The sequence below is a fragment of the Streptomyces sp. NBC_01506 genome, assembly GCF_045040295.1.
Taxonomy (GTDB): domain Bacteria; phylum Actinomycetota; class Actinomycetes; order Streptomycetales; family Streptomycetaceae; genus Streptomyces.
Map to the genome: position 1 here is coordinate 5387987 of NZ_CP109422.1, position 20580 is coordinate 5408566.

Here is a 20580-nt window from a genome sequence, read left to right on the forward strand (position 1 = left end):
AGGACCGGTCAGTCGACCACGTACCACTCGTCCTTCATGTACTCCATGGTGGAGTCGCCGAGTTCGTCGTCGGAGAACGTCACGGAGGCCCTGACCGCCGCGGTCGGCATCTCGAACCGGTCCGGCGCCAGCTCGATGACGCCCTGCGGGTCGACCGTCGCCGTCTGCAGAGCCTTCTTCTGCGTGGGCGGGATCATCTGGAACGTGATGCGGAACGTCACCTCGCACGGCCCGAACCCCTGGTCCTCGGCCTGCTTCGCCGCGGGCCCGGCCACCTCGCAGACCGTGTCGATGTCCTCGCGGCCCACGGCGTGGAGGAACTGCTCGTAACGCTTGATCGCCCCCTCCTTCGTCCTGGGCGCGGGCTGCTCCTCGGGCTGCTCCTCGGGCGGGTCGGCGGGCGGGTCCGCCGGCGGCTTGTCGGCGTCCCCGCAAGGCTCGTCGCTGAACACGCCCGGCAGTTGACGGTTCGGGTACGGGCCCATCGGTCCGTTGAACCCCTTCACGTGTTCCTGCGCGCCCCACCACCCGCCGTACCCCCACCAGGGCTGTCCGTCGACGGGGCGGACGTTGTCCCACGTGCGCCACTCGGCGCCCTTGTCGGACGTCCGGTCGACCGTGTGTGACACCCGGTGGACTCCGGAGGCCGGGTAGGAACCGTGCGAACCGAGCGCCGAGTACACCGTCGGATGCCCGTCGCTCGGGTTCAGGTCCGCCCACTTCACGCTGCACGGAGTGTCGCCGTGCTTCGCGAACGTCACGGCCCGCGGCTTGCCGTCGCGCAGTTGGACCGCGACGCGCTCCCAGTCGCCCTCGTGCCTGTTGCCCACGAGCAGGTTGTTGTACGGGTAGAAGAACCAGTACACGTACGCCGAGCGCGCCGGATCGCTCTTGTGCTTGTGGTACTCCCAGTAGGCGGGCGCGCCGGGGCCCTCCCCCTCGCGCACCTCCTCGGGCGGGTCGAGATAGAAGCCCGCGCCGACATCGGTCGCGGCGTGCTCCTTGTCCGACGCGTGCCCGGGGCAGCTCACCGGCTTGGACGACGGTTTCCCCGGCTCGACATCCTGGTGTCGGTAGGGGGCGGCGGCACGCGTGCCCAATCGCCGTGGGTCGACGGGATCGGCCACCGGCTCCTCCTCACGGCAGAAGCCGTCGTGGTCGAAGCGCAGCACCGACCGCTCGATGAACCGAGTCGCGTCCATCGGCATCAGCGACTCCTTCTCGTGGAGCCGCACGAGCGGCGCGAACTGGGCCGCCGCGGTCGCGGACGCCTCCGAAGGGTCCGCGCCCGTGTACTCCTTCGGCTTCTCCGGCCCACACGCGACGAGGGCCAAAGAGGCCGACACCGCCACCCCCACCCCCGCCATCGCCCGCACCCGAACGCTGCTCACCGCTCCCCCTTCGGTCGCACGCCACCACCAACCGACAACACGTCAGGACACCACGCGAAATCCGGCGGAACGGTTCCCCCTCCCGGAGCGGCCCGTGGGCGACCCCGACCGGTGGGCGCGGGCGGGCGCCTGTCACTGCCGGTGTGTAGCTTGCCCGCATGGTCAGGTACGCGGATCCGGGTGCGGTCGAGTGGGTGGAATCCAGTGGCGGGCCGCTGGTCATGGTCCCGGCGGGGGCATTGCCGTCCTGGCTCGGGTCGGACAGCGACGAGCAGGAAACCGACTACGACAGAGCGTGCGAGGTCGACGGGTGGGTTGGCCTCATCGCTGTCGGATCGGAGGTTGCCCTGGTCCTCGGTGGTGAGCCCGCCTCGACCGCATTCCTTCCTGGGCCGGGCCTCTTCGTGCGCTGGTGCGCCGGTGAGTCCGAAGCTGAGTTCCTTGAGAGCATCGGCCCCGCTCTGGACGCGGCCGCGTGGGAGCCCGAGATCTACTGGGACCTCTCAGGAGCCGTGCTCCTTTTCGATCCGGTCTGGTCGGGAAGGGAGTTGGCGGGGCAGGACCAGGCGCGCGTGGACCTGGAGTCCGGCCGGTACGCGGTGAGCTGGGCGTACGTGGAGCCCGATCCGCTGACCTCATCGGTCCTTGTACGGATGCGACGTCTCCCGCAGCGGTGACGCGCCCGGTCGCGTTGCCGTGTCGGCGACCTTGCCCAACAGGGCGGCGCCGGCCGGGATGTCGTGGTTGAGGCGGACCGCGTGATGCGGCAGCGCGGCGAGACGCAGGGCCACCTCCGTACGGACGCTGTCCCGGCCGCCGCCGTCGACACCCTGGGCCAGCCCGAAGACGTCCGGGTAGCGGTCCTCGGTGGCCCCGGACATGAAGTCCGCCTCTCCGAGGGCGCGTACTGCGTCAACCACGCCGGGCGCCGCGTCGGCGTCGACCTGGGGGAACAGCAGGGCGGCGGCCCGCCCTCCGGTGGCCAGCGGAACCTCGAACAGTGCCGGGAACTGGTCCGGGCAGACCTGGACCTTCCGCTCCTTGCCCTTGCCGTCCCACAGCGGCGTGTGATCGCCGGCGAGCAGCGCCTCGGTCACGGACTCGTGCTGAGTCGGATGGAAGCCGGCCCCGGCCCGCAGGTACTCCCGCGCCCTGACATCCCAGCCGAGCGAGTGCAGCAGCCCGAGGCCGAGCGCGGCGGCGGACGGCCAGGGAAGGACCTGGACGTCCCGCGCGCCGGCCGGCCGGACCAGGACCCGGTCGTTGGCGAGGAGTTGCCAGCCGTGCGAGGCGAGCAGCAGAGCCGTGGTGGTCTTGCCCGCGCCCTTGTCGCCGAACGTGAGGACCGTCGCACTGTCGCCCTCCCGCACAACGGCCGAGGCGTGGAGGACGGCCCAGCCGTCCCGCAGGAGCTGACCACGGATCGACTCGCGCGCGAGTCGCGCGGCGGCCAGGGCGAGCGCCCGCGCGTCGGCACCGGCGAGGACGAGCCGACCGGACACCGGCGTGCTGCGGTACGCGATCCCCTCCTCGGGCGACGTGGCGATGATGTCCTCGCCGTCGTGCGCCACGAGCATGGTGTGCTTCGCGTAGTCCACCTCCTCGGTGGGCCGGCCGTCGTGGACGAGTCGGGTGATCTCCTCGTAGTCGGCAGGTTCGACGTCCGCGATCACGACGGGTCCGACGCGGAGGGCGGCGGCGTCCGCTGACGTGGCGTTCCACCACGGGCCGAAGTACCGCAGGGCCCAGTCCGTGACCTCGGCGCGGTTGCTGAGCACGGTGACGGCCGCCGTGGCGGCGTCGAGTCGGGTGGCGCTGATCATGGAGCGGTCCTCTCGGTAGGAGCGGGGAGATGGGTGTAGGCGTCGCGGAGACCGCTGGCCGCAGAGTCCAGACACAGACGTTCGGAGGGGGAGAGCCGGGGCAGGCACGGTAGGGCCGTACCGCTTGTGAAGCGCATCGGAATTCCGAGCCAGACATCCCCGTACGGCACCGACAACTCCTCGACGCCGTCGGCCAGACCAAGGCTCTTACGGAGCGTGGAGAGCACCGCGCCGACGGGCCCGCAGCGGGTACGGCCGATGCCGGCACGGATCAGCGCCGGCCGCCGCTGAAGTTCGTCCACGACCGCCCTTGTCCGTACGTGGACGGGCCGGCCATCGATGGTCGTCGTTGAGGCGCAGATGACGGCGCGGTCGCCGTGCTCGCCGATCACGTGGCCGTGCACGCGGTCGGGAAGCACGCCGGCGTACCGGGCCAGCAGGATCCGGTACCGGGCCGAGTCGAGGTTCGACCCGATCCCGAAGACTTGGGCGCAGCCGGACACTTCGGCGAAGCGACGGGCCATCAGGTCCACGGGGTTGGTGACGACCAGAACGGTGCCCCCGAAGCCTCGCAACTGCCGGGCCAGGGTGCCGAGGGCGGGGGCGTTGGCGGTGGCACCGCCACGCCGTATGTCACGCTCGGCCGTGTTCGTGAAGGACGTCCGGAGAGTGACGATCACCGCGTCGCACCCTTGGAGGTCATCCACTTCGCCGGGCTCAACCGCCGTACGGGAGCGGGCGGCGTGGGCGAGGTCCTGGAGATCGGCGGTCAGGGCACGGACCTGGTCCGGCTGCCGGGACACGACCAGGAGCCGGTCCGGGAGCGCGGCGGCGACGAGGCCGGCGGCGAGGGTCTGCCCGATGGTGCCCGCACCGACGATCCCCATGACAGCGGCGGTCACCGGACGCCGCCGGTGGATTGCTCGACCTCGGAGAACACGACGTCCAGGAGCCGGGGTCCTGCCATTGTCCCGGTGAGGAGTGCGCTCACCCGGTTGACAATGCCCGCCACCTCACGGGCCTGCTTGACGAGGGTCTGGTGGTGGGGCGCCAGGGGAAGCCCAGGTGGTGCGCTGAGGCAGGTGCTCAGGATGCTGACTGTGTCCATGAGCCACAGCACCAGGACCTCGCGCAGCCAGCCCGCGCGCCCGCTCGCCGGAACCGCCGAAGCCTGCCGGGCGAGTGTGGAGGCAATGCCCCGCACCATCTGCTGCCCGAGGCTCCGGTCGGGGTGGCCGATCGCGAGAAGAAGCGACCGGCCGACGAGTTTCGCGATGTCCGGCTGTGGGCCGCCGGCCCACTGCACGGCCGGGTCGATGAAGTGCATACGCGGACCGTCGACGTCGACGTGCTCAGGCTTGAGATCCCCGTAGATCGCCATGTTCCTTCGGGATGAGATGGCGCCACCCATCCGAAGCAGCCGCCACACGGTGTGCTGTGTCAGCTCCACGACCTCCTGGCGCGCGGACTCCGCAAGCCCACTGTCCTGGCCGAGCGCGGTCAGGTAGGCCCCGGCGCTCAGGCCGTTGAACTTGCGGCGGAAGACACCGACGACGGAACGCTCACCGATCGGCGCCGCTCTGCCCAAAAGCCGTGCACCCGACGGACCGTGAAGGTCTCCCAGGGCGGCGAAGGCCGTTTCTAGGAGGTCGCCTGTGTCCCACGGGCGGGCCATCAGTTCATCGACCAACGTCACGCCTGGCACGACCCGCGTGAGCAGAACGCCTTGGTGGAGAGCGGTCGTCTCGCACACACGCGGGCGTCCGAGCTCACGAAGTAACTTCAGGTGCCGCGCCTCGCGAGCGATGACCGGATCAGCGCTGCGCAGATACGCCGCCTGCGCCTGCCGTACGTCCTTCCAGGCCCCTCCGGCCCCTCGCAGAAGGGACACCAGGGACACGCCCAACCAGCCGTATTTCGCGATCAGTTCCTCGTCGTCCACCGTGACCCGGCAGACGTAGGAGGTGACGCTCGGGCACGGCTTGCCCAAGACAATTCGCTTGTTCGGCCACAGGTCCTTGACCGCGCGGGAGATGGCCCGCCGGGTCACGTTTTGCAGTTGCGTCGGGGTTGCCGCCGCTGTTCGCTCGCTTGTCGTGAGGGTCACGACCGCCTCCTGGGCGAGAGTTGGAGCCCGTCCGGCTATCGAACCGAGCCGGGCTATGGGGTGTGCCGACGCGCGGGGCGGGCGTGGTGCGCGTGCGCGCGCAGTTCGTTGTCGCAGTCCTCGACTGTCGGCTGACCGCCCCGGCGGCGGGCTTCCTCCCGCTGCGCGGCCAGTGCCGCGCACACGTCACACCCCTCGACGGCCACGGGCTCGAGAACCGCGGCGCCGTGACGCGCCCTCATGTCAGCCGCCGCAGACAGGTCTCGACGTGCTTGAGGAGCGATCGGTCGACCGGGGCGTAGACGCGGGGTACGCACTCGGGTACGAGGCGCCAGAAGCCACCGCCGTGGATGGTCTCTTCAAGCTCCACCAGCCCTTCGTCCGGGGCCGGTTGTACTGCTGCTGTGGGTGCGGCCATGGGGGCGCCTTTCGACAGCTAGATCACTGAGCTGGATCACCAGGTGAGGTCGTGCACGGCCACGAGAAGGAGCAGCGTGCCGATGAATGCGAGGAAGCCGAAGCAGCTCGGTATCGACAGGGCGTAGAGACACCCTCTGCCGTCACCCTGGGGCGGCGGCGCGGCAGGCGAGGGGGCAGCCGACGGACTCACGAGTTCCGGCGCTGGCGCTGAACATGCGGGGAGTGGGGGGTTCATGGCATCAGTTCAGGTGGCTCGGGGCGGGGTGCTTGCGTACGGGTTTCCGGGTGCTGGCGTCATGCGGAAGAAGGCCGCAGTGATTCCCCGGTAGCCGCGGTGCGACGGATGGCCACCGGTGTGGTGGAGAGCCCATTGCTCGCGGCTCGCCCGCTCCTCCGCCGCTCCGGAGGACTCGCCGCACGTCGTGCACGCGATCTCGTGCACCGGGCCGGAGGCGCCGGGCTCGGTGTCGACACCGAGCGACCAGTCAGCGTGTCTGATCACCGTGTTCATCGGGACTTCTCTTCGGCGGGTGCCATGTTGCGTGCCTCGCGGTCCGGGGGGTCAGCAGCGGGATACGAGCGTTGCAAGGAGCGCCGAACAGAGATATCCCCAATCCGTCATCGGCTCTTCCTACAGAGAATGGTTACTACCTCGGTTTTCCCTCGACCCCTCTAAGTGCCGTCACAACAGGGCAAGTTGTAGGGGTGAGCGAATTACCCTCGTGCTGGTGACGTGCGGTAGACGGACGGAAGGAGCAGCATGGGCACGCTTCTGCGCTATCTCCTCGACGAGCGCGAGCTGAAGAGCTACAGCGCGTTCATCGGACCGTTCAACGAGGTGGCTGCGGAGCTTGGGTTGAGCGGTCTGCAACCCGCTCCGTCGACCCTCGAAGCCTGGTACTACGGGACACGGCGACCTCAGAACGACTCCCGCAGGGTGCTCGTGAACTGGTTCGGTCACAGCATTGAGCAACTGTGGACGGAGGTCCCGGAGGGAAGCGTTCCGGCCTTTCCTTCCCTTGCCGGCCCGGCACGTACGCATTGCCCTGCCGAGCCCGGCATGGACCTGAACGAGATGAAAAGGATGGGCGCTATGGCTATACGGCGCGCGAGGGAATACGTGCTCGGAGCAGAGCGGGGGCGTGTAGGGGAGGATGAGCTGGGTTTCCTGGCGGAGGATGTGCGGCGCCTGGTGGCCACCTATCCGCGTTCTCCGCTCGCCGACCTCTGGCCGGACCTGGTCGAGACACAGGACAGGGTTTTCCGGTTCCTGGAGGGCGGCAGGGTGACGCCGTCACAACTCCGGGACCTGAACGTCTCGGCAGCCGTTCTGTCCTTCCTGATGGCCAAGGGATTCCACGACATGGAGGACTCGGCTCAGGCCATGACGATGACGCGGGTTGCCCATGCCTGCGCACGAGAGGCGGAACATCCAGGTCTCGTTGCCATGGTCGACGGACTCAAGTCCCTGATCGCCTATTGGTCGGGCCGCCCCGGAGACGCGCTCCACTATGCCCGGCAGGGCGCGCAGACGGCCCCCGACCGAGGTACGGCTGGGCTGTGGCTTCTGGGCCTTCAGGCCCGTTCTGCTGCCGTGTTGGGAGACGAGCAGACCACACGGCTGGCCATTCGGGATGCAACCGACCGCCGGGACAGTGTCCAGCCCGATCAACTCGATGAACTGGGAGGTCTGTTCACGTACTCGCGACAAAAACAGCTCTACTACGAGGCGGAGTCCGAGGTCCTGCTCAACAACGGCGGCACGGAGCTTGTGGAACGAGCTCAGTTGGCCGTGGAGGGCTTTTCCGACCCGGATGCCGATGACTGGGCCTTCGGCGATCTGGCCGGCGCACAATGCGCCCTTGGCCTCGCGCGTCTTCACGGCGGGGACGTCGACGGAACTGCGGAAGCCATTCGTCCGGTGCTGGACCTGCCGCCCAGCTACCGGAGCAACGGCATTGTCGCGTCAGCCCGGCGGGTCCGTCACACCCTCATGAGCGGGCCCGCGCGGGACAGCGTCACGGCCCGCGAGATCCGGGAAGAGATCGAAATGTACCCCCCGCGCCGGCTGGCTCTCCCGCAGTAGTCACGACGCGAGTAGGGTTTCGCCATGCACCCGATCAAGAGGTCCAGTCAGCGGCTTGGACTGCGCGAGCTGCGGAAAGACGATGCGGGCGCGCTCTTTGACATCTACGGCAGCGCTGAGGCGACAGAGCACATGTCGTTCCTCCCGCGCACGGTTGAGGATGTCGAGAACGTCCTGGCCGGGTGCATGGCGTCTGCTCTCAAGGCCGTTCGTGCCGAGTACGCAGTGGCCGTGATCGAACGAGACAGTGGCTCGATGATCGGGTTCGGGCGTCTCGCCATGGATCCGCATCAGCCCCGTGCCGCCACCTTCGGCTTTGCGCTGAGGCCCGCGTCCTGGGGTGTGGGATACGGGGTGGAGACCGTACATCTGCTGCTTGGCCTGGCATTCGAAGAGTTGGACCTGCATCGCGTCTGGGGTGCCCGATCTCCTCTGAACGAAGCGTCCGCGAGGGTGATGAGTACGGCGGGCATGGTCGAAGAGGGAGTCATCCGCGAACACGTGCAGAAGGCCGGCGTGTGGCGTGACTCCGTCGTGCACTCGATTCTCGAACGCGAATGGAAGGGGACAGGTCCCGCGTCGGTCAGGTGACCTGCTGTGCACAAGTCCTGGCGCGTTGGTCGCGCCGGACAGGTGCATGGGGTGGGGTCTGCGCCGCGCAGGGTTTGCATCGGCGCTCCGCTCGACCAGCACACCCAGCGCCTTCTTGATCTCGGCGAGGCCGGTGCCGACCTCCGCGTGTTGACCCCGCCTTACCAGGTCGGCCCACACATCGGGCTCCTCGCCCTCGAAGCCTGATCACAGCGAGGCGAGGACCTTCGCCTCCTTATCAGGGGCGATCCCGTGCTCCGCCCACCGCGGGTGGTGCACGGGACGCCCATCCCGGGCAAGCCACGCCCAGGTGTCCCGAATCGTCTCAGTAATAGGCCGACAGCGCAGTCCTGCGGCAACGGCACGCCCTGAGTCCACCGACCACACGCCGGCGTGCGTGCGCCACAACGGCAGCTCCGTCCACTGACTCACCCCCTGTGCGACCAGAACGTCCGGATCCACCCATACCGGGATGCCCGTGCTGTCCACCACCGTCAGGCACTCGCTGACGAAGTCGGCGAAGGTGATCCCTTCAGGGTGGGTGAGGTTATAGCCGCCGCTGGACGCGCTCGCGGCCTGGCCCAGCGCGAACTCCGCGACGTCCCGGACGTCCACGGGCTGGATACGTCGCCCGGCCGGAGCCGGCGCCACGATGCGCCCGCCGCGTACAGCCCTACTCAGCCACCACGGGAGGCGGCCGACGTATTCACCGGGCCCGAGGATCACGCCCGGCCGCAGGAAGACCGCGGCATCCCCGAAGGCTTCGGTGACGGCATGTTCACCGCCGGCCTTCTGGAATCCGTACACGGTGGGGCTCCCGTCCTCGCCCGTGTACCCGTAGGTCTCGTCAGCGTCTGCCGGGCATTCCAACAGCGGCGAGGCATCCGTCAACGGCTGGTGCGGCCACCCTTGATACACGGACACGGTGGAAATGTGGACCCAGCGCCGTGACATATCCCGGAGCGCGGTAGTGGCCAACAAGACATCTCGCGGCGCGAGGTCCGAGCTGGACGTGTCGATTACGGCGTCCCACGGGCTGTGTTGGGCCAGTTCGTCCAGATCCGTTTGGACCATACGGTTGCCATGGACCGGCTGTACGCCTTCGACGTCGGGGCCAGATTGCCCACGGTTGAAGGTGGTGACGGCCCATCCCCTTCCGAGCGCTCGCTCCGCGATGGACTTGCCCAGGAACCAGGTTCCGCCGATGACCAGAATGCGCATGGCTCCGATCCTGCCGTTACGAGAGGAGGCGGGGGAAGCATGCGACAAGGGCGCCCGCTCCCGGCCGGCCACACCACCTCCGATGTCTGGGCCCGTGCCGATTCGTGTCATGGTGAAAGGCGGACCCGGCGAGCATCTTCGTATTCTGGGTGCAGTATGTTGGTCTGGACAGTTCATTGTGTTGCCCTAGATGATCCGAAGGAGGTCCCCGGTGGATGAGCCGCGTACCGCAGTCGTCAGTGCCGCGCCCGTCACCCCGGAGGCCGAGGGGGCCGAGGGGGCCGTGGGGGCAGCCGCCGGGGGGTCGCAGGGGGCCGGGCGGCGGCGGGCGGTCGGGCCCGTCGCGCTTGTCGTCACCGGCATGCTCTCCGTGCAGTTCGGCGCGTCCATCGCCGTCCTGCTCATGCCGCGGACCGGCGCTGTGGGCGTGGTGACGCTGCGGCTCGTGCTCGCCGCCGTCGTCCTGCTCGTGATCTGCCGGCCCAAGGTCCGTGGTCACTCGCGCGCCGACTGGGGCACGGTGCTCGTCTTCGGTGCCGTGCTCGCGGCCATGAACCTCCTCTTCTACCAGGCCGCCGACCGCATCCCGCTGGGCGCCGCCGTGACCCTGGAGGTCCTGGGGCCGCTCACCCTGTCCGTGATCGCCTCCCGCAGGCTCGGCAACCTCCTGTGGGCCGGGCTCGCGCTCGGTGGTGTGCTGCTGCTCAGTGGTGGCGGGTTCGACCGGCTCGATCCGGTGGGTGCGGCGTTCGCGCTCGCGGCGGGCGTGATGTGGGCCACGTACATCGTCTTCAGCGCCCGGACCGGGCGGCGCTTCCCGCAGGCCGACGGGCTCGCGCTCGCCATGGCCTTCGGCGCGCTGCTCAGCCTGCCGCTGGGCATCATCGAGGCCGGTTCGAAGCTGGTGGTGCCGTCCACGATCGGGCTCGGGCTCGCCGTGGCGCTGATGTCGTCGGTCCTGCCGTACACCCTGGAGCTGCTCGCCCTGCGGCGGCTGCCCGCGCCGACGTTCGCGATCCTGATGAGCGCGGAACCGGCACTCGCGGCCATGGCCGGCTTCCTCGTACTGCACCAGGGCCTCTCCTTCACCGACGCGCTGGCGATCGCGCTCGTCATCGCGGCGAGCATGGGCGCGGTCCGTACGCAGGTGGGCAAGCGCAAGGAGTTGGCCGCCGTGGCGGGGGTCAACGAGTAAAGCAAGCACGCTTGCTTGTTTCTCCGGGCGCTGCCATGCTCCGGGACACCGCACCACGCCGTGTCCCGAGAGCCGATCGGAGTGCGTCCCGTGCCCGACCCCGCCGCCTCAGTCCTCGCCGATCTGCGCAGCGAGAGTGAGGAAGTCGACCGGCTCGTGGCCGAGTTGGACGACACGAGCTGGTCGCTCCCCACCCCGGCCGCGGGCTGGAGCGTCGCCCACCAGATCGCCCATCTGGCCTGGACCGACACCGCGTCCCTCCTCGCCGTCACCGACGCGACCGCCTTCGCCGGCCTGGCCGCGAAGGCGCTCGCCGCCCCCGACACCTTCGTGGACGAGGGCGCCCAGGCCGGAGCCGTACTGCCGCCGCACCAACTCCTCACCCGCTGGCGCGAGGGCCGCGACCAGCTCCACCTGGCGCTGCGCTCCGCGCCCGCCGGCGCGCGTTTTCCCTGGTACGGGCCGCCCATGAGCGCCCCGTCGATGGCGACCGCGCGGCTGATGGAGACCTGGGCGCACGGCCAGGACATCGCCGACGCGCTCGGCGTGCGGCACGAGCCGACCGCGCGGCTGCGCCATGTGGCGTGGATCGGCGTACGGGCCCGCGACTACGCCTATGTCGTACGTGGCGAGCAACCGCCAACCACCGCGTTCCGGGTCGAACTCACCGCCCCGGAAGGCGAGTTGTGGACGTACGGCCCCGAGGACGCCGCGCAGCGCGTCACCGGGCCGGCCCTCGACTTCTGTCTGCTCGTGACACAGCGCGCCCACCGCGCGGACCTCGCCGTGCGGGCCGACGGCGCGGACGCCGACCGCTGGCTGGACATCGCGCAGGCGTTCGCGGGACCGGCCGGTCCGGGGCGGGCGGCGAAGAAGCCATGACGACGAGCACCCCGGACGCGGACGTCCTGCGGATCGGCAACGCCTCCGGCTTCTACGGCGACCGCTTCGACGCACTGCGCGACATGCTCACCGGCGGCCCGCTCGACGTCGTGACCGGCGACTACCTCGCCGAGCTGACCATGCTCATCCTCGGCCGCGACCGGCAGAAGAACCCGGCCTCCGGCTACGCCAAGACCTTCCTGCGGCAGTTGGAGGAAGGGCTCGGGCTCGCGCACGAACGCGGCGTGAAGATCGTCGCCAACGCGGGCGGGCTGAACCCGGCGGGCCTGGCCGACGCCGTACGCGAACTGGCCGGGCGCGTCGGCGTCCCCGTGCGCGTCGCGCACGTCGAGGGCGACGACCTGCTGACGGCCGATCGCCGGTGGGGCGAGGGCGTGCTCACCGCCAACGCCTACCTCGGCGGGGCGGGGATCGCCGCGTGCCTGCGGGCCGGTGCCGACGTGGTGGTGACCGGACGCGTCACGGACGCGGCCCTGGTCACCGGGCCCGCCGCCGCGCACTTCGGCTGGGACGCGACTGACCTGGACGCACTCGCCGGCGCGGTCGTCGCCGGGCACGTCCTGGAGTGCGGCACCCAGGCCACCGGCGGCAACTACGCCTTCTTCCGCGAGCACGACGCACACCACGCATACCACGCACACACCCTGCGCCGCCCCGGCTTCCCTCTCGCCGAACTCCACGCCGACGGCTCCGCCGTCATCACCAAGCACCCCGGCACCGGCGGAATCGTCGACATCGGCACCGTCACCGCGCAGTTGCTGTACGAGACGGGGGGAGCCCGGTACGCGGGCCCCGACGTGACGGCCCGGCTCGACACCGTACGGCTCACCCAGGACGGCCCCGACCGGGTCAGGATCACCGGCGTACGCGGCGAGCCGCCGCCCCCCACGCTCAAGGTCGGGCTGAACCGGATCGGCGGCTGGCGCAACGAGATCGTGTTCGTCCTGACCGGACTCGACATCGACGCCAAGGCCGACCTGGTCAAGGTCCAGGTCGCCGACGCGTTCGCGCGCGCCGACCAGGCCCCGGAGTACGTCCGTTGGGAGCTGGCCCGCACCGACCGGGCGGACGCCGACACCGAGGAGACCGCGAGCGCGCTGCTGCGGCTGGTCGTCCGTGACAGCGACCCGGACGCGGTCGGCCGGACGGTCAGCGGCGCCGCCGTCGAGCTGGCGCTGGGCAGTTACCCCGGGTTCCATGTCACCGCGCCGCCCGGCAAGGGCGCGCCGTACGGCGTCTTCGAGGCGGCGTACGTGGGCGCGGCCGAGGTCCCGCACACGGCGGTACTGCCCGACGACACGCGCGTACCGGTGCCAACTCCCGTATGCACTAAGAAACTTGAGCCCGTCCCAGAGCCCCAACTCCCCGACCCGCTGCCCGTCCGCACCACCCGCCGCGCCCCGCTCGGCCTGCTCGTCGGTGCCCGCAGCGGCGACAAGGGCGGGGACGCCAACGTCGGCGTGTGGGTACGCACCGACGACGCCTGGCGCTGGCTCGCGCACGCGCTGACCGTCGACCTGTTCCGCCAACTCCTCCCCGAGACCGCCGACTTGACCGTCACCCGGCACGTCCTGCCGAACCTCAAAGCCCTCAACTTCACCGTCCAGGGCCTCCTCGGCGAAGGCGTCGCCGCGCGCGCCCGCTTCGACCCGCAGGCCAAGGCGCTCGGCGAGTGGCTGCGCTCCCGGCACGCCGACATCCCGGAGGTACTGCTGCCGTGACCGTGCTCCACTCGGCGCTCGACACCACGTCCCCCGAATACGCCGCGCACCGCGCCGACATGCTCACCAAACTCGCCGACCTCGACACCGAGCACGCCAAGGCGGTGGCCGGCGGCGGTGCGAAGTACGTGGCCCGGCACCGTAAACGCGGAAAGCTCCTCGCCCGCGAGCGCGTCGAGCTGCTGCTCGACCCCGACACCCCGTTCCTGGAGCTGTCCCCGCTCGCCGCCTGGGGCAGCGACTACCCCGTGGGCGCGTCCATGGTCACCGGCATCGGCGTGGTCGAGGGCGTCGAATGCGTCATCACCGCCAACGACCCGACCGTGCGCGGCGGCGCGTCCAACCCCTGGACGCTGAAGAAGGCCCTGCGCGCCAACCAGATCGCGTACGAGAACCGGCTGCCGCTCATCAGCCTCGTCGAGTCCGGCGGCGCCGACCTCCCCTCCCAGAAGGAGATCTTCATCCCCGGCGGCGCGCTGTTCCGCGATCTGACGCGGCTGTCCGCCGCCAGGATCCCCACCGTCGCGGTCGTCTTCGGCAACTCGACGGCGGGCGGGGCCTACGTCCCCGGCATGTCCGACCACACCGTGATGATCAAGGAGCGGTCGAAGGTCTTCCTCGGCGGACCGCCGCTGGTGAAGATGGCGACGGGCGAGGAGAGCGACGACGAATCGCTCGGCGGCGCGGAGATGCACGCCCGTACGTCGGGGCTCGCCGACCACTTCGCGCTGGACGAGCCCGACGCGATCCGGCAGGCGCGGCGGATCGTCGCCCGCCTCAACCACCGTAAGGCGCAACCGGATTGCGGCCCCGCCGAGCCGCCGAAGTACGACACGGACGAACTGCTGGGCATCGTCCCCGGCGACCTCAAGATCCCCTTCGATCCGCGCGAGGTCGTGGCGCGGATCGTGGACGGCTCGGACTTCGACGAGTTCAAGCCGCTGTACGGGCCGAGCCTGGTGACCGGCTGGGCGGAGCTGCACGGCAGTCCGGTGGGGGTGCTGGCCAACGAGCGGGGGGTGTTGTTCAGCGCCGAGTCGCAGAAGGCCGCGCAGTTCATCCAGCTCGCCAACCAGCGCGACATCCCGCTGATCTTCCTGCACAACACCACCGGCTACATGGTCGGCAAGGAGTACGAGCAGGGCGGCATCATCAAGCACGGCGCGATGATGATCAACGCGGTCGCCAACTCGACCGTCCCGCATCTGTCGGTGCTGATGGGCGCGTCGTACGGCGCCGGGCACTACGGCATGTGCGGCCGGGCCTACGACCCGCGCTTCCTCTTCGCGTGGCCGAGCGCCAAGTCGGCGGTGATGGGGCCGCAGCAACTCGCCGGCGTGCTGTCGATCGTGGCGCGCGGCTCGGCGGCGGCCAAGGGGCTGCCGTACGACGAGGAGGGGGACGCGGCGCTGCGCGCGATGGTTGAGGCGCAGATCGAGTCTCAGTCGCTGCCGGCGTTCCTGTCCGGGCGGTTGTACGACGACGGGGTCATCGACCCGCGTGACACCCGCACCGTGCTCGGCCTGTGTCTGTCGGCGATCCGTACGGCGCCGATCGAGGGCGTGCGCGGCGGCTTCGGCGTCTTCCGAATGTGAGGCTTACGGTGATATCCACTCTCCTCGTCGCGAACCGCGGCGAGATCGCGTGCCGTGTCTTCCGGACCTGCCGCGAGCGGGGCATCGGCACGGTCGCGGTCTTCTCGGACGCGGACGCCGAATCGCTGCATGTACGGGAGGCGGACGCGGCGGTACGGCTGCCGGGGGCCGCGCCCGCCGACACGTATCTGCGCGGCGATCTGATCGTGAAGGCGGCCCTCGCGGCGGGCGCGGACGCGGTGCATCCCGGTTACGGATTCCTGTCGGAGAACGCTGAGTTCGCACGGGCGGTGCTCGATGCCGGGCTGGTGTGGGTGGGGCCGCCGCCGGACGCGATGGAGGCGATGGCGTCCAAGACACGGGCGAAGGAGCTGATGGCGGCGGCGGGCGTACCGCACCTGGCGCCGGTGGACCCGGCGTCCGCGACCGGGGCGGATCTGCCGCTGCTGATCAAGGCGGCGGCGGGCGGCGGCGGCCGGGGAATGCGGGTCGTCCGTGAAGTGGCCGACCTGCCGGGCGAGTTGGCGGCGGCCGCCGCCGAAGCCCGGTCGGCGTTCGGCGACGGCGAGGTCTTCGCGGAGCCGTACGTGGAACGGGGCCGGCACATCGAGGTCCAGATCCTCGCCGACGCGTACGGCACGGTGTGGGCGCTCGGCACCCGCGACTGCTCCCTGCAACGACGCCACCAGAAGGTGATCGAGGAGTGCCCGGCGCCCGGTCTGACGGCGGAGCTGCGCGCGACGCTCACGGACGCGGCGGTCACGGCGGCGCGCGCGGTGCGGTACCGGGGCGCGGGCACGGTCGAGTTCCTGCTCTCGCCGCAGGGCCGCGCGTACTTCCTGGAGATGAACACCCGCCTCCAGGTCGAACACCCGGTGACGGAGGAGGTGTTCGGCGTCGACCTGGTGGCGCTCCAACTCGCCGTCGCGGAAGGCGCCCGGCTCCCGGCGAACCCGCCGACTTCGCGCGGCCACGCGGTGGAGGCCCGCCTGTACGCGGAGGACCCGGCGCGGGGCTGGGCACCGCAACCGGGCCGGGTGCACGAGTTGGCGGTGCCGGGACCCGCCCTCGCCGCGACCGCGCGAGGCGACCGGCCCCGGCTGCGCGTCGACTCCGGCTACGGGCCCGGAGACAGCGTCGGGGTGCACTACGACTCCCTGCTCGCCAAGGTCGTCGCCTGGGCGCCCACCCGCGCCGAGGCCGTGCGACGACTGGCCGACGCGCTGCGCCGGGCACGGGTGCACGGGCCGGTCACCAACCGCGAACTGCTCGTACGGTCCCTGCGCCACCCGGAGTTCACCGGCGGCCTGCCCGACACCGGGTTCTACGACCGGCATCTCGTCGCGCTCACGGAGCCCGCCGCCGCCGCCGACGACGGCAACGGCAACGGCAACGACAGCGCCCGGCACGCCGCCCTCGCCGCCGCGCTCGCCGACGCCGTCCGCCGGGGCCACCCGGTCGGCGGGTGGCGGAACCTCCCGTCGCAGCCGCAGACCAAGACGTACGGCGGGCACGAGGTGCGGTACGAGGTGCGCTACCACCGCACCCGCGACGGATTCCGCGTCGAGGACGACGCGGTGCGCGCCGTCGACGTCGCACCCGACCGCGTCACGCTCGAAGTCGCCGGAGTGCAACGCCACTTCGACGTGAAGGAGTACGGAAGCGAGCACGTCTACGTGGACGGCCCCACCGCCTCGTACCGCCTCCTCGCCCACCCCCGCTTCACCGACCCCCGCACCGCCACCGCGCCCGGTTCGCTGCTCGCGCCCATGCCCGGGACCGTCGTACGGATCGCGGACGGGCTCGGTGAGGGCAGCGCCGTCACCGCCGGGCAGCCGCTCATCTGGCTGGAGGCCATGAAGATGGAGCACCGCATCACCGCTCCCGCCTCCGGCACGCTCACCGCGCTCCACGCCGTACCCGGCCAACAGGTCGAGGTCGGCGCGCTCCTCGCCGTAGTCACGGACACCGCACAGGAGGAAAGTTGAGCATCGTCGAGACACAGGAACACCGGGACCTCCGCGCCGCCGTCGCGGCCCTCGGCCGCCGCCACGGCCGCGCCTTCGACCGCGAGACGCTGTGGAGCGAGGCGGGCAAGCTCGGCTATCTCGGCGTGAACCTCCCCGAGGAGTACGGCGGCGGAGGCGGTGGACTCGCCGAACTCTCCATCGTCCTCGAAGAGTTGGGTGCCGCCGGCTGTCCGCTGCTCCTCATGGTCGTGTCGCCCGCCATCTGCGGCACCGTCATCGCCCGCTTCGGCACCGACGCGCAGAAGCGCGAATGGCTCCCCGGCCTCGCCGGCGGCTCGCGCACCATGGCCTTCGGCATCACCGAACCCGACGCCGGTTCCAACTCGCACCGCATCACCACCACCGCCCGCAAGGCGGCCGAGGGCGAGGGGGGCGGCTGGATACTCAACGGCCGCAAGGTCTTCGTCTCCGGCGTCGACATCACCGACGCCACGCTCGTCGTCGGCCGCACCGAGGACGCCAGGACCGGCTCCCTCAAGCCCTGCCTGTTCATCGTCCCGCGCGACGCGCAGGGCTTCCAGCGCTCGCAGATCGACATGGAACTCCAGGCGGTGGAGAAGCAGTTCGAGCTGGTGCTGGAGGATGTACGGCTGCCCGCCGACGCCCTCGTCGGCGACGAGGACGCCGGACTCCTCCAACTCTTCGCCGGTCTCAACCCCGAACGCGTCATGACCGCCGCCTTCGCCCTCGGCATGGGCCGTTACGCGCTCGACAAGGCCGTCGACTACGCCAAGACCCGGCAGGTCTGGCGGCAGCCCATCGGCGCGCACCAGGCCATCGCGCGCCCGCTCGCCCAGGCGCACATCGAGATCGAACTCGCCCGCCTGATGATGCGCAAGGCCGCGCACCTGTACGACGCGGGCGACGACGCGGGCGCGGGCGAGGCGGCCAACATGGCCAAGTACGCGGCGGGGGAGGCCTGCGTACACGCCGTCGACCAGGCCGTACACACCCTCGGTGGCAACGGGCTCACGCGTGAGTACGGACTGGCGTCCCTCATCACCGCGTCCCGGGTGGCCCGCATCGCACCCGTCAGCCGCGAAATGATCCTGAACTACGTCTCCCACCAGTCCCTGGGTCTCCCCAAGTCGTACTGAGCCCGTACTGAGCCCACACGTTGGTGCCGCCGGGGTCAGGTGCCGGGTGCCTCGAAGGTCTCGATCGTGCAGCGCGCCGCCCCGCTGCGCTCGATCCTGGCGTCGCTGGTGACCAGCGGAACACCGAAGCTCTCGGCGAGGGCCACGTAATGCGCGTCGTAGACGGAGAGGTTGTTCGACAGCTCGCGAACGCGCTGCCACAGGACCAGCGTTGGGTGCAGGTCGACAGCGAGGGCCTGGTAGTCGGTGATCGCCTTCAGCGCCTCCGCTTCCGTAATTCTCGGCTTGCCTCCTCTGCGGCCGCGGGCCAGCCCGAAGGTGGCCGAGGTGATCTCGTAGTCCAGTAGGCCCGGCGCCGCGAGAGTACCGGCGAGGCTCACCCGCTCACGGATCGCGGTTCCGGTCTTGCCGTGGTCGAGGAGGAAGTGCACGAGGCTGGAGCAGTCAATGACGATCAACGTCGGTGCCGCCCGTCCTCGATGGCGTCAAGGATGTCCCTCGTATCGAGCTCGGTACGGGTTTCACGCTCCAGCCGTGCGGCCATCTCTGTGAGGGTGGGCTTGGCGGCTTCCCGGGTGAGCAGGTCCAAGGCGTACGCCTGGAGCGACTTCCCGGCCTGTGCGGCGCGGACCTTCAGGGCGTTGACTGTCTCATCCGGGACATCCCGGACTGTGATCGCGGTCATGCCTGCATTTTAGCATCAGTGCAGTCGTTGTGCAGTCAATAGGCCGGGAAAAGATGTCATGCCTGCGTCATGATCAGGTATTCGGCGAGACTCATCCAATCTCTATTCGCTCTCAAGCGAGAGCTGCTATCTTTTCGCTATGGCTGTCAAAAATCGCTGGTTGGCGCTGATCGCGCTGACCATCAGCGTCCTCGTTATCGGATTCGACACGACGATCCTGAACGTCGCCCTGCCCACCCTGGCCGCCGAGACCGGCGCCTCCACGGGCGAGTTGCAGTGGATCATCGACTCGTACGCCGTTGTCTTCGCCTCCGCGATGCTCCCCGCCGGCTTCCTCGGTGACCGCTTCGGACGGCGCAAAATGCTGGTCGCCGGGCTGTTGATCTTCCTGGCGGGCTCGATCATCGGCACGCTGGTCTCCACGCCGGGCGCGCTCATCGGGGCCCGTGCGGTCATGGGTCTGGGCGCCGCGCTGATCATGCCGCTGTCGCTGTCGATCATCCCGACCCTGTTCAAGGGCGAGGAGCAGACCAAGGCGATCGCGATCATCACCGTGGGTGTCTCGATCGGCCTGCCGCTCGGACCCCTGATCGGCGGCTGGCTGCTTGATCACTTCTGGTGGGGCTCGGTCTTCGTCATCAACGTCCCGCTGGTCGCCATCGGCATCATCGCCTGTGTCCTGCTGATCCCCGAGACCAAGGACCCATCGGCTCCCAAGGTCGACATGATCAGTACGACCCTGGGCATCGTCGGTCTCGGCGCTCTCGTCTTCGGTGTCATCGAAGCGCCCGCCGAGGGCTGGGGCGATCCGCTGATCCTCTCCTCGATCACCGGCGGTCTGCTGTTGCTCGTCGGCCTCGTCCTGCGCGAGCAGCGCCAGACCCGCCCGATGGTGGACCTGGAGCTGCTGCGTAACCCGACCTTCCGCTGGAACACGATCTTCCTGATCCTCGGCACGTTCGTGTTCATGGGCCTGATGTTCGTGCTGCCGCAGTATCTCCAGGTCATCCAGGGCAACGACGCCTTCGGCACCGGCGTACGTCTGATGCCGCTGCTGGCCGGAATGATGGTCATCGCCAAGATCGTGCCGCCGCTGACCATCAAGATCGGCACCCGGCCGCTGGTCGTCGCCGGTCTGACGATCATGTCCCTGGCGATGTTCCTCGGCAGCACCACGGACACCGACACCGGCTACGGCTTCACCGTGATCTGGATGGTCCTCACCGGACTGGGCGTCGGCCTGGTCATGGTGCCGGCCCTGGACACCGCTCTGGGCGTACTGCCCAAGGGCAAGGAAGGCACCGGCAGCGGGCTGAACACCACCCTGCGCCAGGTCGGCGGCGCCATCGGCATCGCCCTGCTGGGCAGTGTGCTGCACGCCGTGTTCGCCGACAAGGTCGACACCAGCGGGGTGCCGGCCGAGGCGGCCGAGGTCGCCGAGGAGTCCGTGGTGGCCGCGCAGAAGGTCGCGACAGAGCTGGACATGCCGGCACTGGCACAGTCCGCGGAGTCCGCCTTCGTCAGCGGTATGGGCACGGTGCTGCTGGTCTGCGGTGTCGCCGGCATCCTTGCCGCGATCCTCGGCGCCTTCAAGCTGCCGGACAGCCGGGAGAACAAGAAGACCGACGCCGACGCCGACGCCGAGGCCGCGGCAGAGGACAAGCCGCTGCCCGAGGCGCTCCCCGACACAGTGGACGGTGCGCGACAATGACTCG

At 70.1% G+C, this 20580-nt stretch carries 20 protein-coding genes; 10 read left to right on the forward strand and 10 right to left on the reverse strand.

The window, feature by feature from the left end:
* Positions 1-8 precede the first annotated feature (8 nt).
* Positions 9-1391 carry a hypothetical protein gene (locus OG329_RS23875; RefSeq protein ID WP_405797924.1) on the reverse strand — a complete coding sequence of 461 codons (1383 nt, stop codon included), beginning with the start codon at positions 1389-1391 and terminating at the stop codon, positions 9-11.
* 158 nt (positions 1392-1549) lie between these two features.
* On the opposite strand from OG329_RS23875, the gene OG329_RS23880 reads away from it, so the two are divergent.
* A complete protein-coding gene (locus OG329_RS23880) occupies positions 1550-2068 on the forward strand; it encodes an Imm21 family immunity protein (protein WP_405797926.1) in 519 nt (172 codons plus the stop codon).
* Here the strand turns inward: OG329_RS23880 and OG329_RS23885 are convergent.
* The 6 genes from OG329_RS23885 to OG329_RS23910 form a co-directional block, all read right to left on the reverse strand.
* Complete coding sequence (locus OG329_RS23885; RefSeq protein WP_405797927.1) at positions 2027-3214, reverse strand: hypothetical protein; 1188 nt, start codon at positions 3212-3214, stop codon at positions 2027-2029. The genes OG329_RS23880 and OG329_RS23885 overlap by 42 nt on opposite strands.
* Positions 3211-4101: a lactate/malate family dehydrogenase gene (locus OG329_RS23890; protein ID WP_405797929.1), complete on the reverse strand. Its 891-nt coding sequence runs from the start codon at positions 4099-4101 to the stop codon at positions 3211-3213. The genes OG329_RS23885 and OG329_RS23890 overlap by 4 nt, the downstream gene beginning before the upstream one ends.
* An 11-nt stretch (positions 4102-4112) precedes the next feature.
* Positions 4113-5321 carry a hypothetical protein gene (locus tag OG329_RS23895; protein ID WP_405797930.1) on the reverse strand — a complete coding sequence of 403 codons (1209 nt, stop codon included), beginning with the start codon at positions 5319-5321 and terminating at the stop codon, positions 4113-4115.
* Between the two features lie 53 nt (positions 5322-5374).
* Positions 5375-5563: a hypothetical protein gene (locus OG329_RS23900; RefSeq protein WP_405797931.1), complete on the reverse strand. Its 189-nt coding sequence runs from the start codon at positions 5561-5563 to the stop codon at positions 5375-5377.
* Positions 5560-5739, reverse strand: a complete 180-nt coding sequence (locus tag OG329_RS23905; RefSeq protein ID WP_405797933.1) for a hypothetical protein — start codon at positions 5737-5739, stop codon at positions 5560-5562. Before OG329_RS23905 ends, OG329_RS23900 begins: the two co-directional genes overlap by 4 nt.
* A gap of 246 nt (positions 5740-5985) precedes the next feature.
* A complete protein-coding gene (locus OG329_RS23910) occupies positions 5986-6252 on the reverse strand; it encodes a hypothetical protein (RefSeq protein WP_405797935.1) in 267 nt (88 codons plus the stop codon).
* A 249-nt stretch (positions 6253-6501) separates the two neighbouring features.
* On the opposite strand from OG329_RS23910, the gene OG329_RS23915 reads away from it, so the two are divergent.
* Together OG329_RS23915 and OG329_RS23920 are read left to right on the forward strand one after the other, a co-directional pair.
* Positions 6502-7827, forward strand: a complete 1326-nt coding sequence (locus OG329_RS23915; RefSeq protein ID WP_405797936.1) for a hypothetical protein — start codon at positions 6502-6504, stop codon at positions 7825-7827.
* A 24-nt stretch (positions 7828-7851) separates the two neighbouring features.
* Positions 7852-8418 (forward strand): GNAT family N-acetyltransferase, encoded by a 567-nt coding sequence (locus OG329_RS23920; protein WP_405797938.1) that lies wholly within the window; start codon positions 7852-7854, stop codon positions 8416-8418.
* A gap of 207 nt (positions 8419-8625) precedes the next feature.
* Here OG329_RS23920 and OG329_RS23925 read toward each other — a convergent pair whose 3' ends face one another.
* Positions 8626-9639 carry an NAD-dependent epimerase/dehydratase family protein gene (locus tag OG329_RS23925; protein WP_405797940.1) on the reverse strand — a complete coding sequence of 338 codons (1014 nt, stop codon included), beginning with the start codon at positions 9637-9639 and terminating at the stop codon, positions 8626-8628.
* 190 nt (positions 9640-9829) lie between these two features.
* Here OG329_RS23925 and OG329_RS23930 point away from each other — a divergent pair, with 190 nt between their 5' ends.
* The 6 genes from OG329_RS23930 (at position 9830) to OG329_RS23955 (ending at position 18180) form a co-directional block, all read left to right on the forward strand.
* The gene (locus OG329_RS23930; protein WP_405797941.1) at positions 9830-10834 is read left to right on the forward strand and encodes an EamA family transporter; all 1005 of its coding nucleotides are present in this window, start codon (positions 9830-9832) and stop codon (positions 10832-10834) included.
* 90 nt (positions 10835-10924) lie between these two features.
* Positions 10925-11716 (forward strand): TIGR03084 family metal-binding protein, encoded by a 792-nt coding sequence (locus OG329_RS23935; RefSeq protein WP_405797942.1) that lies wholly within the window; start codon positions 10925-10927, stop codon positions 11714-11716.
* A complete protein-coding gene (locus tag OG329_RS23940) occupies positions 11713-13458 on the forward strand; it encodes an acyclic terpene utilization AtuA family protein (protein ID WP_405797943.1) in 1746 nt (581 codons plus the stop codon). Before OG329_RS23935 ends, OG329_RS23940 begins: the two co-directional genes overlap by 4 nt.
* Positions 13455-15053, forward strand: a complete 1599-nt coding sequence (locus OG329_RS23945) for an acyl-CoA carboxylase subunit beta (protein ID WP_405797945.1) — start codon at positions 13455-13457, stop codon at positions 15051-15053. Before OG329_RS23940 ends, OG329_RS23945 begins: the two co-directional genes overlap by 4 nt.
* Before the next feature lie 8 nt (positions 15054-15061).
* Complete coding sequence (locus OG329_RS23950; RefSeq protein ID WP_405797947.1) at positions 15062-17041, forward strand: acetyl/propionyl/methylcrotonyl-CoA carboxylase subunit alpha; 1980 nt, start codon at positions 15062-15064, stop codon at positions 17039-17041.
* Entirely contained in the window at positions 17038-18180 is a 1143-nt protein-coding gene (locus tag OG329_RS23955; RefSeq protein WP_405797948.1) for an acyl-CoA dehydrogenase family protein, read from the forward strand. Before OG329_RS23950 ends, OG329_RS23955 begins: the two co-directional genes overlap by 4 nt.
* Positions 18181-18215: 35 nt before the next feature.
* Here OG329_RS23955 and OG329_RS23960 read toward each other — a convergent pair whose 3' ends face one another.
* Both OG329_RS23960 and OG329_RS23965 read right to left on the reverse strand, forming a co-directional pair.
* Positions 18216-18638, reverse strand: coding sequence for a type II toxin-antitoxin system VapC family toxin (locus OG329_RS23960; RefSeq protein WP_405797950.1), 423 nt, complete (start codon positions 18636-18638; stop codon positions 18216-18218).
* Entirely contained in the window at positions 18635-18865 is a 231-nt protein-coding gene (locus OG329_RS23965) for a FitA-like ribbon-helix-helix domain-containing protein (RefSeq protein ID WP_405797952.1), read from the reverse strand. The genes OG329_RS23960 and OG329_RS23965 overlap by 4 nt, the downstream gene beginning before the upstream one ends.
* Positions 18866-19004: 139 nt before the next feature.
* Here OG329_RS23965 and OG329_RS23970 point away from each other — a divergent pair, with 139 nt between their 5' ends.
* On the forward strand, positions 19005-20576 hold the full coding sequence (locus tag OG329_RS23970; RefSeq protein WP_405797953.1) for an MFS transporter: 1572 nt from the start codon (positions 19005-19007) through the stop codon (positions 20574-20576).
* Positions 20577-20580: the final 4 nt, after the last annotated feature.